Source organism: Mesorhizobium sp. B2-3-6, from assembly GCF_006442305.1.
Classification (GTDB): domain Bacteria; phylum Pseudomonadota; class Alphaproteobacteria; order Rhizobiales; family Rhizobiaceae; genus Mesorhizobium.
In genome coordinates, this window is the sequence record NZ_VFVW01000014.1 from 44,129 (window position 1) to 58,226 (window position 14,098).

Consider the following 14,098-nt stretch of genomic DNA (forward strand, 5'->3'; position numbering starts at 1 on the left):
TCGGCGTTTCGGCAAATGCGGATATGGTGTTCGAGTTTGTCGTGCGCCGTTTAAAGCCGATATCGCAAGAGCGACATCCGGGAGCGGCTCGGCAGGGTGCAGGACGGCCTGTCCAATGCGGTAGCCGCTTTCACGCTTCAGGACCTATGTTGGCCGCCTGACCGTTCCTCGGTGTGGATATATCAGGCCCTGAGATTGCCCCTTGCATCAGTTGTTGCTTATTTATCTGAAAGGGAGGAACTCATGCCGATTCGTCAGAAAGCTCAGGAGGCTGGCGTCTTCGATTCCTCCGAAGTGGCCCTGCTTGGCCGCGTGTTCGACAGGCTGAAGCTCGACGCCCGATCGGCCCAGCAACGCGAAGCGATTTCATCCCGCATAATCGCGAATTACATGGCCGGGATCAGGGACGAAGACGAATTGGTTTCGGCATCCAGACAGCCGCTGGGACGCTAGCGCAATTCTGGTGCAAGTCGGGTCAAAACGGTTTCATCGACGAGCTTCGGAATCCACGTGAAAACAAACGGTTAGGGTGAGCCGGCGGTTCCATCAATGCCGAACCGCGCCAATGGGTCGGCGTAGACACCGGCCATAGTCGCAAGAAACGCCACTCCTGCCGTCCCATCCGACGACATCTGGGTTCAACACGGAAATCCCGCGAAGCTGAATTCGGCGACCGTGCCGTCCTCCGATCTGGTGACCCGAACGAACAGCGCGCCTGGAATGCGGGGTTGCATCGGATGACCGGTTGCCCGTCTGGCAGCCCCTGCGGGACTTGAAGCCGCCACCTCGTGCGTGCCGATAATTCTCTCGCCCAGGATTTCCTCCACCTTGTAGCTGGTCATTTTCCCCGTTGGGCGACGATCTTGACTATCGACAGAAGGAGCCCGGCCTGCTTTTGGCGGTAGGTTCGGCACTTGGCGAGCAGGCCGGGCTGTGCTCCCGGCTGTCAGGTACCTTGGTGGAGGGCTTAGCCGGTGCGAAAGGCAGACTGTCTCCTTCTCCTCGGACCCGCAATTGGGACTGAAGTCCGAAGCATCGACGCATTGGTCCTAAACCCTGAACATAAGCCGCCGTTCCTCATTGGCGTGGAAGCCGTCGAGTAAAGTCCCTTCATCGACGGTCCTTGGACGCCCGCCGTTGCTGCGAGCGGCGGGTGTCCGACTTCGGGGAGAAAGACATGCAGCTTGGCGAGATCATCGCGAACACCTTCGCTGTCCTGCTGCTGATTTGTTTTCTCGCGATCGTGTGCTTCCTGTTTGGAAAGCCGCTGTGGCCGGACCACTATGCTCGCATGTCGATTATTCTCCCGGTCGACGCGATGACCACGGCTTCGGTGAGACGGACCGGCGCGCATCCTCACCTGCCGGACACTTTCGACATGGCGCTCGCTCGCCCAAGACCGTCCCCGTAGGGCTCCGTGGCGGGCTTTACGCGTCCAGGATTCTGGCGCCGGCAGCTTTCCCATTGGCGGCTCCCCCGCTGGTTCCGGCAGGTGGATTTCTCGCGTTCAGCGCCTGTTCCTCGCAATCCGCGCGCCACCGCCGAAAGCGCCGTGGAAGAAAGAGGACGAGTGGCTCAAGTTGGATCTGGTCGGCCGTTTCAAGTTCCTGAAGAGCAATGAAGATTAGCCTCATGCTCGCTGCCGGATTTCGTGAAGGCGGACCAAAGTCCCAGGGCCTGGTCCCAAAGGTCTTATGTTACCACTTAAGTTCCGTGAATGTCCTTTATATGTTCGAATGAATTAGCTAATTCTGATGTCCGCCACGAGGAAAAGCGCTGAAGAAAAACGGATGCGCCGCCGGCAAGCGACATGAATTATACCCAAAATCGTATCACCTTTGTCGCGCTTTGTTGAAAGATTGTGACTGTTGCTCAAGCAGGCGCTGGCGAATAAACGCTATCAATACAGTGACTGTTTATCCCATGAAGCAACCAAATGCTCAGGCTTGAAGCAAGCATCCACGCGCTCCAGAAGATGCGAGCGCGTCTATCGTCTCTTGAGCAGGCTCTTCATCCGGTTGCGCAGCAGGCGGGCCATGTTGCGGGTCTCCCGGTAGAGATGCAGTTGCGAGGCCGCCTGGCGGGCGAGACGGTCGGCGTCCGGCGTCAGGCCGATCACCAGCGTGCCCATCGGCTTGCGCTCGGTCCACAGCCTGCTCATCACCGGATGGTCGGGCACGGCACAGGAATCGGTCATCATGATGTTGGGGTCGTCGAGATGCTGCCTGGTCACCTCGATCATCAGCAGCGTGCCTGGTGAATAGCCGGCCAGAGTTTCGTCGTAGGCCGTCTTCCAGGTGTAGGCAACGCCGGCTTCGACGAAGACGATCAGGCACGCAATGGTGCGGCCGTCCAGCGTCAGCGAATGGATGCGGCACAGGTCCTGCTCGGCCAGCCTGTGCACGGCCTCGCGGGCGAAGGCGGCGCGGTAGCGGTCGATCGCCATGGCCGTGCGCTCGCGGCCCTTCCAGCCGGCCGCCTCCAGCGTCAGGAAGCTCTCGATGGCGTGACGGATCTCGTCGGGGCCGCGCGCCACGACATGTTCAAGCTTACCGAGGTCACCCAGCCGCCGCTTGAGGCGGCGGAACTCGCGATAATGGTGCGCGCGCAGCGAAGCCTTCAGATAGTCCTCGGCGTCGCGTTCGCTCTCGAGCAGCGGACGCTGGGCGTGACCGGTGGTGACCAACATCAGGCCACGCGTTTCGGCCACAGTGGCAACCAGGCTCGCCACCGCGCCGTCGAGCCTGATGTCGGGCAGGACGAACACTTTCGGCAGCTTCAGATGCGGGCGCGACAGCATGGAGAAGAAATCCTCGAGGACACCGACCGGATCGTCGCGGTCGACCAGCGGGGTGCCGAGCGGGCCGAACGGGCTCGACCATGTGCGCATGACCGGAACCCCGAGCGGCACCACCGGCCGCTCCACCGAGAACGGCACCAGAAGGCGTAGCCGGTTGCGGTATTCATCGCCGTCACGGATGACGGCCAGACGCACCTCGCGGTCTTCCAGCCGGGGCATTGCGGGCGCGAGGAAACGCGGGTTGAAGAAGACGTTGGGCTCGATGGTGCGGGCGCACAGATAATCCAGCTCCTCGACGAGGTCGAACCCGGCCGACGCCGGATAGATGGCCAGTTTCCGCTCGGGCCGGTTGTTGGCGAGGATCTCGATATGGGCCGGGTCGGTGTCGCGCCCCAGTCCGGCAAGGCCGGACACCATGGCGCCGGCGGGGCCGCCGCTGGTTTCCTCGAGCAAGGGGATGGCGGCCATCACGCGGCTCCTTTGGCTGGCACGAAGATCGCCATGACGATGCCGAGCTTGCGCCAGACCGTGAAGGACAGCGCGCCGGCCTCGAAGATCATGGCGAAGGCGGTGGCCATTGCGGCGCCCCACAGGCCGAAGAGCGGGATCAGCACCACGTTCAGGCCAATGTTGAAGGCCAGCGTCATGGCATAGACGGCGGCGCAGACATTCTGGTTGCCGCTCATGGTGAGCAGGCTTTCGCACGGGCCCACGGCGGCGCGCGCCACGACGCCGAAGACGAGCAGGAACAGAAGCGGATAACCCGATGTGAATTCGGGACCGAACAGCATCAGCATCGGTTTGCCAAGCGCCAGCACCAGCAGCGCCATGGCGAGCGATGGCCAGAAGGTCCACGACACCGTCTCGCGGGCGAAGGCGGCGAGCTTTTCCGGCTCGCCATGGGTGAACTGGGCATAGCGCTGAGCGACGCCTGCCTTGACGGCGAAGTAGACGAAATGCACCAGCGCCAGTGTCTTGACCGTGGCGAAATAGACGGCGACGTCGTTGGGGTCCATATAGGCGCCGACCATCAGCACGTCGGCATTGGTGAGCAGGAAAAAGAAGCTTTCGACCAAGAAGATCGGCAGCGAGACAATGAACCATTGTGCGAAATGCACCTTCATCGGCCCGGCCGGAATCTGCTTTTCCATGCGCCGGGTGACGCCGATAAGCTGGGCGAGCGTGGTGACGTAAGTGGCGGCGATCGAGGCGAAGATCGCGGTCTTCGCGTCGGGCGCGTAGCCGGCGAAAAGCATCAGCGCCATGAACAGCAGGATCAGCACGGGCCGTATCAGATAGGTCGGCGCCAGGGCGAACAGCGCCCAGCTGTTCGCCCTGGCTTGGCCCTGCAGCAGGTCCGACAGCGCTATCATCGGCAGGCAGATGACGCCGAGGATGAACGGCAGGACATAGTAGTTTTCAGTCCATGACGAAGCGAGCCACACGCCGAGCGCGCCGAGCCCGGCGATGACCGTCGAAGCGATCAGGACGAACAGGCGGCTGGCCACGACGATACCGCGCAACTCGTCGATGAGGCCGCGCTCGCGGTATTCGGGAATGAAGCGGATAACCGAGGTGTGGAAGCCGAGGCAGGCGAGATTGCCGACGATGACCATGGTCACCCAGACAAGGACGAAGATGCCGTATTCGAACGAGCCCATCCAGCGTGCCATCAACACCTGGCTGACGAAGGCGATGACGGCGCTGACGATGCGGATGGAAAAGGCAATGACCGACATGCGGCCGGCCTCGCCGCGCTCGTCGGCGGTGAACAGCACGGCGTCGACGCGGCCAAGCAACGGCTCCACGCGCAGCGCCAAACGCTGCGGCAAGAACCGCCCGGCTGTCGTGGCCGCGGAAAAGCGCACCCCGATTGTTCTCCGTTTTCCGCTTCTTTTCAGGCTTTGGTGTAGCGGAGACACCTTAAGAAAGGGTGGGTGGAAGAGGCATACACAATGGCAGAGAGGCCAGCGAGGACGACCGGTGTGGGTTCCATGCCGCAAGCAGGAGACAGGCGCTCTGTCGGTCCAACTCCCAGCCAAGCCTAAGAGCGGCGCGCTTCGCCGTGAGTTGCGACATAGTCGATCTCGGAACGGCTGATGCCGATGTCTTTCAGCATGAAATCGGGCATCGCCTCCAGGTGACGCCGCTCATGTCGGAGGCGCCGTCCGCGCGCCAGCCAAGCGAGGATGGCCATCAGCCGCCATGGTGGGGCGCGCAGCCTTGCCAGGAAGATAGCTATCTCGGGCATGGTTTCTCCTCGCGACGCGTAAAAGGCCTGCCGGCACTGTTCCGGCAGGCCGGTGCCGTCAGTCGGCCTTTTTCATGGCGTCGCATGAGACATTCGGGTTCATGTCGGCGAAGGCGCCGGTCGGGTTCTGCTTCCAGGCCCAGACATGAAGTTCGTAGAAGGGGCCGAGGCCGTAGCGGTTGGGAGCGCTGTCGAAGTTGAACAGCTGGCCTTCGAGCGACGCAGGACCCTTCGCGGTGATATATTCGACGGCCACCAGCTTCAGCTTGCCATCGGCCATCGGCTCGTACATCACGGCCTCCGGCTTGGCGAGGTCGACGGCATCGTCCTTGAGATAGGCGCCATTGACGTAGTGAATGCCCATGGCGCCGCCGGTGATGCCGCTGGCGCAGGGAATCGGCGCATAGCCCTCGGCGGTGGCCGCCGCGACATTCACGAAGCGGCCGTTGGCCGCCCGCACCTCGGCGGCCAGCCGATTGCCACTCTCCGCAGATGCGGCAGTGGCGGCGATCGCCATGATGGACAGCGCGGCAAGGCGCCAGAAATTGACGTTCATTTTATTCTCCATTGGTTGTTGGTGACGCGCAGGCGGCAGGACCGGCCTGTAAGGCCCTGCTGCTGCCATGCCTGCGCGTTGGATCGTCAGTTGCGGGACGGGTCCGATCCGTTCCTCTCTAGCCGGGCGGCGGTCTCATTGATGCCACCACCAATATTCCCAGTAGTCCCGCCGCATCTCGTGCTCCGGCAGGCCGACGTCCCGCCTTAAATAATCGTCTTGCGGTGGCAGGCGCCTGCGCCGGCTTCGCAATGGCGCGAGCAGCGCGGAGACAATCCGCGATGCGAGACCACGCCGGGAGGGTGCATGGTCGAACGCCACGACGGCGGCTGCCGTTTCGGGAGGAAACAGCACGGAAAGCCGACACCCATCGCTGCCCAGGACGATCTCACGCTCATTGTTCCATCCTTGGTCCATAGGGTCAGCGATAAAAGTAAGGGTCCAGGACCCTCACCTCCGTGATCTTGTCCACCGGTAGCGAATTCTTCTGCGCCGTGCTGCGGATCGCCTCCGGCGAGGGGGCGTCGTAGATGCAGAAACTCTTGTTCCTGTCGGGCGACACGAAGGAGTGCAGCCAGGTGACCCCCTTCTCGGCGTTGCGCATGATGATGCCGCCGAGCGCCGTCGCGCCGACGTCGTTCGTCGGCACGTTGAGCCCGTCGGGGAATGTCCGTTCGATCAGATAGCGAGGCATGGAGTGGCTTCCTTTTGTGACTGATTCACGCTCGAAATGAGCGCGGTTGGAGAAAAATCACGATCGTCGAAAGCGCACATCGGAGCCTTTCCCCATATTGCGCGGGACGATTCCCTATGTTTTCGACGTTTGGTCTGGGAGCCACACTGCGGATACCGAAGCGGGGGTATTTTGGAGAAGGGTCGAGGGACGACGATACTTATGGGCCAGTGACGATGCTTCTGGAACGGCAGGCACAACTCGATCAGTTGGAGGAACTGCTCGCGGAGGCCGCGCGCGGTCGCGGCCGCGTGGCGGCATTGCTGGGCGAGGCCGGCGCCGGCAAGACGGCACTCGTCGAGGCGTTCGTAACCCGTGCCGGGCAGCACGTTTCCATATTCCGCAGCGCTTGCGAGGACCTGTCGATTCCCGATCCGCTGGGACCGCTCTATGATCTGGCCCGGGACGCGCAGTGGGCACTGCCCCGGGCAATCGACGACCGCCAAGGTCAGCGGCTGCCCCTGTTTTCAGACGCTCTCGAGGTTTTCGAGGCGAGGTCTCGGCCGGGTTTGCTGGTCATCGAGGATATGCACTGGGCCGACGACGCGACCCTGGATTTCGTCCGTTTCCTGGGCCGGCGCATCACCAACACGCATATGCTGGTGCTGTTCACGGCACGCACCGACCGCAGCGAAGGGCAGATGCGTGCGCGCCGGGTGCTCGGCGAAATTCCAGCCGGCAACGTCCAGCGCATCGAAGTGCCACTGCTCAGCGAGGCGGCGGTGTTGTCGCTTGCCGAAGCAGCCAACCGCGACGGCAGCGCAATCTATCGCGCCACCGCGGGCAACGCCTTCTTCGTCACCGAATTGCTGGCTGCCGAAAGCGAGATGATCCCGCCGGCCAGCGTCCGCGACGCCGTGCTGGCGCGTGCCGAGCGCCTGTCGCAGGGAGCGCGCTCGATGCTCGACGCGGTGTCTGTGTTTCCACGCCGCGCCGATGCCTGGGCGCTGCGCGGCCTCTGTGGCGTCGCCAGCGCCGGCCAGCTGGCGGAATGTGTCTCGAATGGCTTGCTCGACGATCTCGGCGATGGCTACGCCTTCCGGCACGAGATCGCCCGTCGCGCCATCGAGATGGCGCTGACCTCGAGCCGTCGGCGCGAATTCAACCAACGCGCGCTTTCCGCACTGCAGGAAAACGCCGAGGTGACTACCGCAAGGCTTGTGCACCATGCGGTGGAGGCCCAGAATCTTGAGGCGGTGCGCGAGCTTGCCCCGCTCGCAGCGCGCGAGGCTTCCCGCGTCGGCGCGCATCGCGATGCCGCCGGCTACTACGAGGTCGCCTTGCGGCATGCCGACAGCCTGCCGATGAGCGACCGGGCGAGGCTTTACGAAGGATATGCGTTTGAATGCCATCTGATCGGCCGCATCGATGCGGCCATCGAGGCGCAGAGCCAGGCGCGCCGGCTACAGCAGGCGCTGGGCGACACGCTCAGGGAGGGCGACAGCCTCAGATGCCTGTCGCGCTTCGCCTATCTGGTGGGTGACCGCGAACAGGCGGACCTGTTCGGGGCCCAGGCAGTGGAACTGCTGGAACAGGCGCCTGCCAGTCCGGAGCTTGCCATGGCCTATTCCAATCTCTCGCAGCTGGCGATGCTGGCCGAGAAGCTCGATGAGACGCTGCTGCTTGGCGGCAAGGCAGTCGCTCTGGCCGAACGGTTGAACAAGCCGGAGATAATCTGCCACGCGCTCAACAATCTTGGTTCGGCCGAGCAGTGGCTTGACCTGGCCAAGGGCCGGCTGCACCTCGCCCGCAGCCTTGAAATCGCACTCGTGCAGAATTTCCAGGAGCACGCGGCACGCGGCTTCACCAATTGCGCCTGCGCCGAAATGAACCAGCTCGATCTTGTGCGCGCGCAATCCTTTCTCGACCGCGGCATTGCCTATTGCGTTGAGAACGACCTCGCGACCTGGCGCGACTATATGCGGGGCGTGCAGGCGCAGCTGCTTTTGCGACGCGGCCTTTGGGACGATGCGGCGGCCATGGCTCTCGACGTCATCGACGATGCTGCAACGACAGCCCTGGTGCGTTACCCATCCCTGGTCGCGCTGGCGAAACTGCGCATAAGGCGAGGCGATCCGGCTGGGCCGGTGCTGGAGGAAATGAAGCGGTTCCTGGACAGGGGAATGGAGCTGCAGCGGCTGGTGCCTTACACGGCGTCGATGGCCGAACTGGCATGGCTTGGGCAAGGCGACGCCAGTGAGGCGCTTCGCCTGATCGAGCTGGCAGAAAGCCTGTCGCCGACGAGGGCGATGTTCGCCGAACTGGCCGTCTGGCGGCTGCTCTTGTCGCCTGAAAGCGACCCTGGCGATACGACCGGCATGGCGGAGCCCTATCGCCTGCTGCTCGCCGGCGATTGGCACGGTGCCGCGACGCTGTGGGCCCGGCTGGGTGCTCCGTTCGAGCAGGCGCTCGCCCTGCTGCGCGGCGACGAGCCGGCCCTGCGCCTGGCCCTGGATATATTCGAGGGGCTCGGTGCCCGGCCGGTCGCCCAGCACGTCCGCGCCGTCATGCGGCAGAATGGCGTCAATAACATTGCAAGGGGACCGCGGCAGAGCACGCGCGCCAATCAAGCTGGCCTGACGCTGCGCCAGATGCAGGTCCTGCAACTGATCGAACGCGGTTTTTCCAACAAGAGAATAGCCGAGCACCTGACCATCTCACCGAAGACCGTCGATCATCATGTCTCGGCGGTGCTGGGCAAGCTGGACGCCATTTCGCGTGGCGAGGCGACCGCCGCCGCGCGCGATTCCGGGCTGATCTGAGCACGTAGGAATCTCGCCCGGATCAGAAATCCGGGAATGTGAGCCCTGCAGGTTTTCCTTACGCGAAAGCGCCGTGGCAGTGCTTGTATTTCTTGCCGGAGCCGCAGGGGCACGCTTCGTTGCGGCCGACCTTGCCCCAGGTGGCGGGGTTGTTGGGGTCGCGGTCTTCGGGGGCGACGATGGCGTTGCTTTCCTGGCGCACCAGAAGGGCGGTTTCGCCGCCTTCGAAATCGTTCTCGCCGGTGGTACCGTCAATATGCGTGCCGAACATGTCGGGGGCTTCCGGCGGCGGGGCCTCGGCAGCCTGGCGGACCAGTTCGACGCGCATCAGCTGCGCGGTGACGGCCTGGCGCAGATTGCCCAGCATCGCCTGGAACAGCTCGAACGCCTCGCTCTTGTATTCCTGCAAAGGATCGCGCTGGGCGTAGCCGCGGAAGCCGACAACCGAACGCAGATGGTCGAGATTAACGATGTGCTCGCGCCACAGATGGTCGAGCGTCTGCAGCACCACGGAGCGCTCGACATAGGTCATCACCTCGGGCCCGAAGCGCTCGGCGCGCTCCTTGGCGGCGGCGTCGGCGGCTTGCGTGATGCGCTCGCGAATGTCGTCCTCGGCGATGCCTTCTTCCTTGACCCATTCCTCAATCGGCAGGTCGAGATTGAGGAACTCGGCGACCTCGGCCTTCAACCCGGCGACATCCCACTGCTCGGCATAGGCGTTCTCGGGAATGGCCTTGGCGACGATCTCGTCGATAACGCCTTCGCGCATCTCGGCAATGGTCTCCGACAGGCCTTCGCCGTCCATCAGCTCGATGCGCTGTTCGAACACGACCTTGCGCTGGTCGTTGGAAACGTCGTCATATTTCAGAAGATTCTTGCGGATGTCGAAGTTGCGCGCCTCGACCTTCTTCTGCGCCTTTTCCAGCGCCTTGTTGATCCAGGGATGGATGATGGCCTCGTCTTCCTTGAGGCCGAGCTTCTGCAACATGCCGTCCATGCGCTCGGAGCCGAAGATGCGCATCAGATCGTCCTGCAGCGACAGGAAGAATTTCGAGCGGCCGGGGTCGCCCTGGCGGCCGGAGCGGCCACGAAGCTGGTTGTCGATGCGGCGTGACTCGTGGCGTTCGGTGGCGAGCACGTAGAGGCCGCCGGCAGCCAGCGCCTTTTCCTTCAGGCGCTCGACGTCGGCATAGATTTCCTTTTCCCGCGCCTCGCGCTCGGGCCCTTCGGGCATGTCGCCCAGTTCCTCGGCGATGCGCATCTCGGCATTGCCGCCGAGCTTGATGTCGGTGCCGCGGCCGGCCATGTTGGTGGCGATGGTGATGGCGCCGGGCTTGCCCGCCTGGGCGACGATCGCCGCCTCGCGCTCGTGATGGCGGGCGTTCAGCACCTCGAAATCCTTAAAACCTTCCTTGCGCAGCCGCTCGGCCAGTTGCTCGGACTTCTCGATCGAGGTGGTGCCGACCAGCGTCGGCTGGCCCTTGGCGCTGGCTTCGCGGATCTCCTTGACGATCGCCTTGTATTTCTCCTCGACCGTCCGGTAGACCTCGTCGTCCTCATCCTTGCGGATGACCGGCAGGTTGGTCGGGATCTCGGTGACTTCGAGGCCGTAGATGTTGCCGAATTCCTCGGCCTCGGTCAGCGCGGTGCCGGTCATGCCGGAAAGCTTCTTGTAGAGGCGGAAATAGTTCTGGAAGGTAACGGAGGCGAGCGTCTGGTTCTCCGGCTGGATTGCCACATGCTCCTTGGCTTCAAGCGCCTGGTGCAGGCCTTCCGAGTAGCGGCGGCCGGGCATCATGCGGCCGGTGAACTCGTCGATGATGACGATCTCGCCGTTGCGCACGATATAGTCCTTGTCGCGCTGGAACAGGCGGTGCGCCTTCAGCGCATTGTTGACGTGATGGACGATGGCGACGTTCTCGACGTCATAAAGCGACTCGCCCTTGAGCAGGCCGGCGTCGCGCAGCAGGTTCTCGAGCTTCTCGGTGCCTTCCTCGGTGAAGATGGAGGTCTTCTGCTTCTCGTCGATCTCATAATCCTGCGGCTGCAGCTGGATGATGAAAGTGTCGATGGTGTTGTACATTTCCGAACGGTCCTCGAGCGGACCGGAAATGATCAGCGGCGTGCGCGCTTCATCGACCAGGATGGAATCGACTTCGTCGACGATCGCGTAGTTGTGACCACGCTGTACCATCTGGGCGCGCTCGTACTTCATGTTGTCGCGCAGATAGTCGAAGCCGAGTTCGTTGTTGGTGGCATAGGTGACGTCGGCGGCGTAGGCGACGCGGCGCTCCTCGTCGGACAGGCCATGGACGATGACGCCGACCGAGAGGCCGAGGAACTTATAGACGCGGCCCATCCATTCGGAGTCGCGGGTGGCGAGATAGTCGTTGACGGTGACGACGTGGACGCCATTGCCGGCCAGTGCATTGAGATAAACGGGCAAGGTCGCGACCAGCGTCTTGCCCTCACCGGTGCGCATCTCGGCGATGCCGCCATTGTGCAGCACCATGCCGCCGATCAGCTGGACGTCGAAGGGGCGCATGCCGAGCACGCGGCGCGCCGCCTCGCGGGCGGTGGCGAAGGCCGGGATCAGCAGGTCCTCGAGGCTGGCGCCGTTGGCGATGTCCTGGCGGAATTTTTCCGTGCGGCCGGCGAGCTCTGCATCGGAGAGCGCCCGCATCTCGTTTTCCATGGCATTGATCGCCTCGACACGGGGCCGGGTCGACTTGACCCTGCGGTCGTTGGAGGAGCCGAAAACCTTACGGGCGAGACCGCCGAGACTGACCATCCAATGGTCCTTTCGATAGAATTCTCAAACTGAGACGAGCGCCGGCCGGCCCCATCAAATCAACGTGAATGCGCCGCCTGTATGCGGGCAACGCAAAAAGCGCCCGGAAAACGGTTCTGGACGCAAAGTCGTTGGACAGATAAGAGGGGGCTCAACTGATGTCAACGCCGCGCTGGCCCTGCCGGTCGCGCCAAATTCGGCCACAATCTGGCTGATCTGGAAGCCTCCCGTCCTTCACATCCTCATCGGAGTCATCTTAATGTCCTTGTTGTTCCGCCGTGCGTCGCTCGCCAGCCTCGGCCTGGCCGTCGGCCTGTCGGCTCTTTGCCTGTCGCCGCTGATGGCGCAGGAAACCGCACCAGCCCAGCCGGCACCACCAGCGGCACCGGCCGCACCGGCGGCACCGGTCGATCCGAATACAGTGGTTGCCACCGTCAACGGCCAACCCCTCACCGAAGCAGATCTCGTGCTTGCCGAAGGCGAGCTGTCGCAGCAGTTCGCGCAACTCCCGGCCGAGCAACGCCGCGCCGCGGCGCTTTCGGCCGCAATCGAGATCCGCGTCATGGCCGCCCAGGCCGTCTCGACCGGTCTCGACAAGGATCCCGATTTCCAGCGCCGCATGGCCTTCCTGCAGCAGCGCGCGCTGCATGGCGAGATGGTCGAGAAGGGCGTCGTTGACAAGGTCACCGACGCCGAGATCCGCGCCCGCTACGACCAGGAGATCGCCAACACGCCGCCGGTCAATGAGGTGCATGCCCGTCACATCCTCGTGAAGACGAAGGAAGAGGCCGAGGCAATCATCAAGCAACTCGACGGCGGCGCCGATTTCCAGAAGCTCGCCAACGAGCACACCTCGGATCCGAGCGGCAAGACCAGTGGCGGCGATCTCGGCTGGTTCGGACCTGGCCAGATGGTGCCGGAATTCGACAAGGCCGCTTTCGCGCTCGAGGTCGGCAAATACACCGAGCAGCCGGTGCAGTCGCAGTTCGGCTGGCATGTGATCAAGCTCGAGGACAAGCGCACCAAGCAGCCGCCGGCCTTCGACGACGTCAAGGACCAGGCCAAGCAGGCGGTCATCCGCGACAAGTATTTCGCGCTGGTCAAGTCGCTGCGCGCCGGGGCCAAGGTCGAGATCCCGGACGCCAATTTGAAGAAGGCCGTCGATACGCTGGAAAGCGCCAAGTAAACCAGAACGGTTTCGAAAAAGGGGCGCGGCGGCCAAAGGGCGCCGCGCCCTTTTTGCGTCAGTTCAGCCGTCGGGCCCTTCTATGCCTCGCAGGAGGTAGCGGACCACCTTGCGTATCGTCGCCTCGTCTTCGTCGAGCCGGTTGGTCAGGAGCTGCCGCCACGCATAGGAAGCCACCAGGTCAGCCGCCACAGCCGGATCGACATCGGCCGCGACCTCGCCCCTTGCCTTGGCGCGCTCGATGATCTGGCCGGTGTGGGCCCGGCGCCCGCCTGTATAGCCGGCAAGGGCCGCGGCCGCCGTTTCGTCCGACTGCGCCTCGGCGATCAGCGACCTGAACACGCTGCCCGACGACGTCTCGCGCCAGTGCGCGAACAGGTTCTTGAGGAAGCCGACGAGATCCTCTTCCAGTCTTCCCGTATCGGGAACATCGACGCGTTTCTGGCGCTGGTAGACCTCCAGCAGCAGCGAGGCCTTGCTCGGCCACCAGCGATAGATGGTCGGCTTTCCGGCACGCGCCCGCCGCGCCACGGCCTCGATCGAGAAGCCGGCATAGCCGGCCTCGACCAACACCGCCTCGGCGGCATCGAGAATGGCTTCCGCGCTGTCGGGATTGCGCCGCGCACCGATGGATTTACGCGCCGTATCCGCCTCTTCGGCCATCCTGTCGCCCTCGCCGTCGGTTTAGGCCGGCAATATAAGTGATCCGGCGATGAAACGAAACGGCCCGTTCTTGGCGGCTGAGGCAGGAGACATTTTGCCTGCCATGTCCCCCCGCACGATGCGCAGGCCGCCATCGGTGCTGACCAACTCTGCCCGCGCTCCCGCGCCGAGTCGCAACGGCTCCCAGAAATACCAGGGCCAGGGTCAGAAGCTGCCCTCGGGAGAGATCGCAACCTGGGCAGGGCGGTGCCAGCGAACTGCAACGGAGCCGGCTGCGAACCGGTCAAGGCCAATTCCGGTTCTCACGCCGCCACCAAAACGCCTTGCGCGGGCGCGCCGTATCGGGCAAACCGGCG

Annotated in this window: 12 protein-coding genes; 4 read left to right on the forward strand and 8 right to left on the reverse strand. The window is 63.6% G+C overall.

Going from position 1 to position 14,098, the window contains the following annotated elements; all coding sequences use genetic code 11:
* Positions 1 to 243: 243 nt before the first annotated feature.
* Entirely contained in the window at positions 244 to 453 is a 210-nt protein-coding gene (locus FJ953_RS28935; protein ID WP_140500898.1) for a hypothetical protein, read from the forward strand.
* A 185-nt stretch (positions 454 to 638) separates the two neighbouring features.
* Here the strand turns inward: FJ953_RS28935 and FJ953_RS28940 are convergent, their stop codons facing one another.
* Complete coding sequence (locus FJ953_RS28940; protein ID WP_140500899.1) at positions 639 to 842, reverse strand: hypothetical protein; 204 nt, start codon at positions 840 to 842, stop codon at positions 639 to 641.
* Positions 843 to 1,177: 335 nt separating this feature from the next.
* Between FJ953_RS28940 and FJ953_RS28945 the strand changes: the two genes are divergently transcribed.
* Positions 1,178 to 1,411: a polymerase gene (locus FJ953_RS28945; RefSeq protein WP_140625584.1), complete on the forward strand. Its 234-nt coding sequence runs from the start codon at positions 1,178 to 1,180 to the stop codon at positions 1,409 to 1,411.
* A gap of 576 nt (positions 1,412 to 1,987) precedes the next feature.
* Here the strand turns inward: FJ953_RS28945 and FJ953_RS28950 are convergent.
* The 5 genes from FJ953_RS28950 to FJ953_RS28975 all read right to left on the reverse strand — a co-directional run bounded on the left by FJ953_RS28950 (position 1,988) and on the right by FJ953_RS28975 (position 6,301).
* On the reverse strand, positions 1,988 to 3,268 hold the full coding sequence (locus FJ953_RS28950; protein ID WP_140525444.1) for a GNAT family N-acetyltransferase: 1,281 nt from the start codon (positions 3,266 to 3,268) through the stop codon (positions 1,988 to 1,990).
* Complete coding sequence (locus FJ953_RS28955) at positions 3,268 to 4,668, reverse strand: lipopolysaccharide biosynthesis protein (RefSeq protein WP_140513849.1); 1,401 nt, start codon at positions 4,666 to 4,668, stop codon at positions 3,268 to 3,270. Before FJ953_RS28955 ends, FJ953_RS28950 begins: the two co-directional genes overlap by 1 nt.
* Positions 4,669 to 4,844: 176 nt before the next feature.
* Positions 4,845 to 5,051, reverse strand: coding sequence for a DUF1127 domain-containing protein (locus FJ953_RS28960; protein WP_140525446.1), 207 nt, complete (start codon positions 5,049 to 5,051; stop codon positions 4,845 to 4,847).
* Positions 5,052 to 5,109: 58 nt separating this feature from the next.
* Complete coding sequence (locus FJ953_RS28965; RefSeq protein ID WP_140584055.1) at positions 5,110 to 5,607, reverse strand: hypothetical protein; 498 nt, start codon at positions 5,605 to 5,607, stop codon at positions 5,110 to 5,112.
* A 421-nt stretch (positions 5,608 to 6,028) separates the two neighbouring features.
* Positions 6,029 to 6,301 carry a DUF4242 domain-containing protein gene (locus FJ953_RS28975; protein WP_140500909.1) on the reverse strand — a complete coding sequence of 91 codons (273 nt, stop codon included), beginning with the start codon at positions 6,299 to 6,301 and terminating at the stop codon, positions 6,029 to 6,031.
* A 215-nt stretch (positions 6,302 to 6,516) separates the two neighbouring features.
* Between FJ953_RS28975 and FJ953_RS28980 the strand changes: the two genes are divergently transcribed.
* Positions 6,517 to 9,102 carry an AAA family ATPase gene (locus FJ953_RS28980; RefSeq protein ID WP_140625594.1) on the forward strand — a complete coding sequence of 862 codons (2,586 nt, stop codon included), beginning with the start codon at positions 6,517 to 6,519 and terminating at the stop codon, positions 9,100 to 9,102.
* A 58-nt stretch (positions 9,103 to 9,160) separates the two neighbouring features.
* On the opposite strand, the gene secA is transcribed toward FJ953_RS28980, so the two are convergent.
* The gene (gene secA, locus FJ953_RS28985) at positions 9,161 to 11,893 is read right to left on the reverse strand and encodes a preprotein translocase subunit SecA (RefSeq protein ID WP_140500910.1); all 2,733 of its coding nucleotides are present in this window, start codon (positions 11,891 to 11,893) and stop codon (positions 9,161 to 9,163) included.
* A 259-nt stretch (positions 11,894 to 12,152) separates the two neighbouring features.
* On the opposite strand from secA, the gene FJ953_RS28990 reads away from it, so the two are divergent.
* Complete coding sequence (locus FJ953_RS28990; protein WP_140625585.1) at positions 12,153 to 13,079, forward strand: peptidylprolyl isomerase; 927 nt, start codon at positions 12,153 to 12,155, stop codon at positions 13,077 to 13,079.
* Between the two features lie 63 nt (positions 13,080 to 13,142).
* Here FJ953_RS28990 and FJ953_RS28995 read toward each other — a convergent pair whose 3' ends face one another.
* Entirely contained in the window at positions 13,143 to 13,742 is a 600-nt protein-coding gene (locus FJ953_RS28995; RefSeq protein WP_140513847.1) for a TetR/AcrR family transcriptional regulator, read from the reverse strand.
* Positions 13,743 to 14,098: the final 356 nt, after the last annotated feature.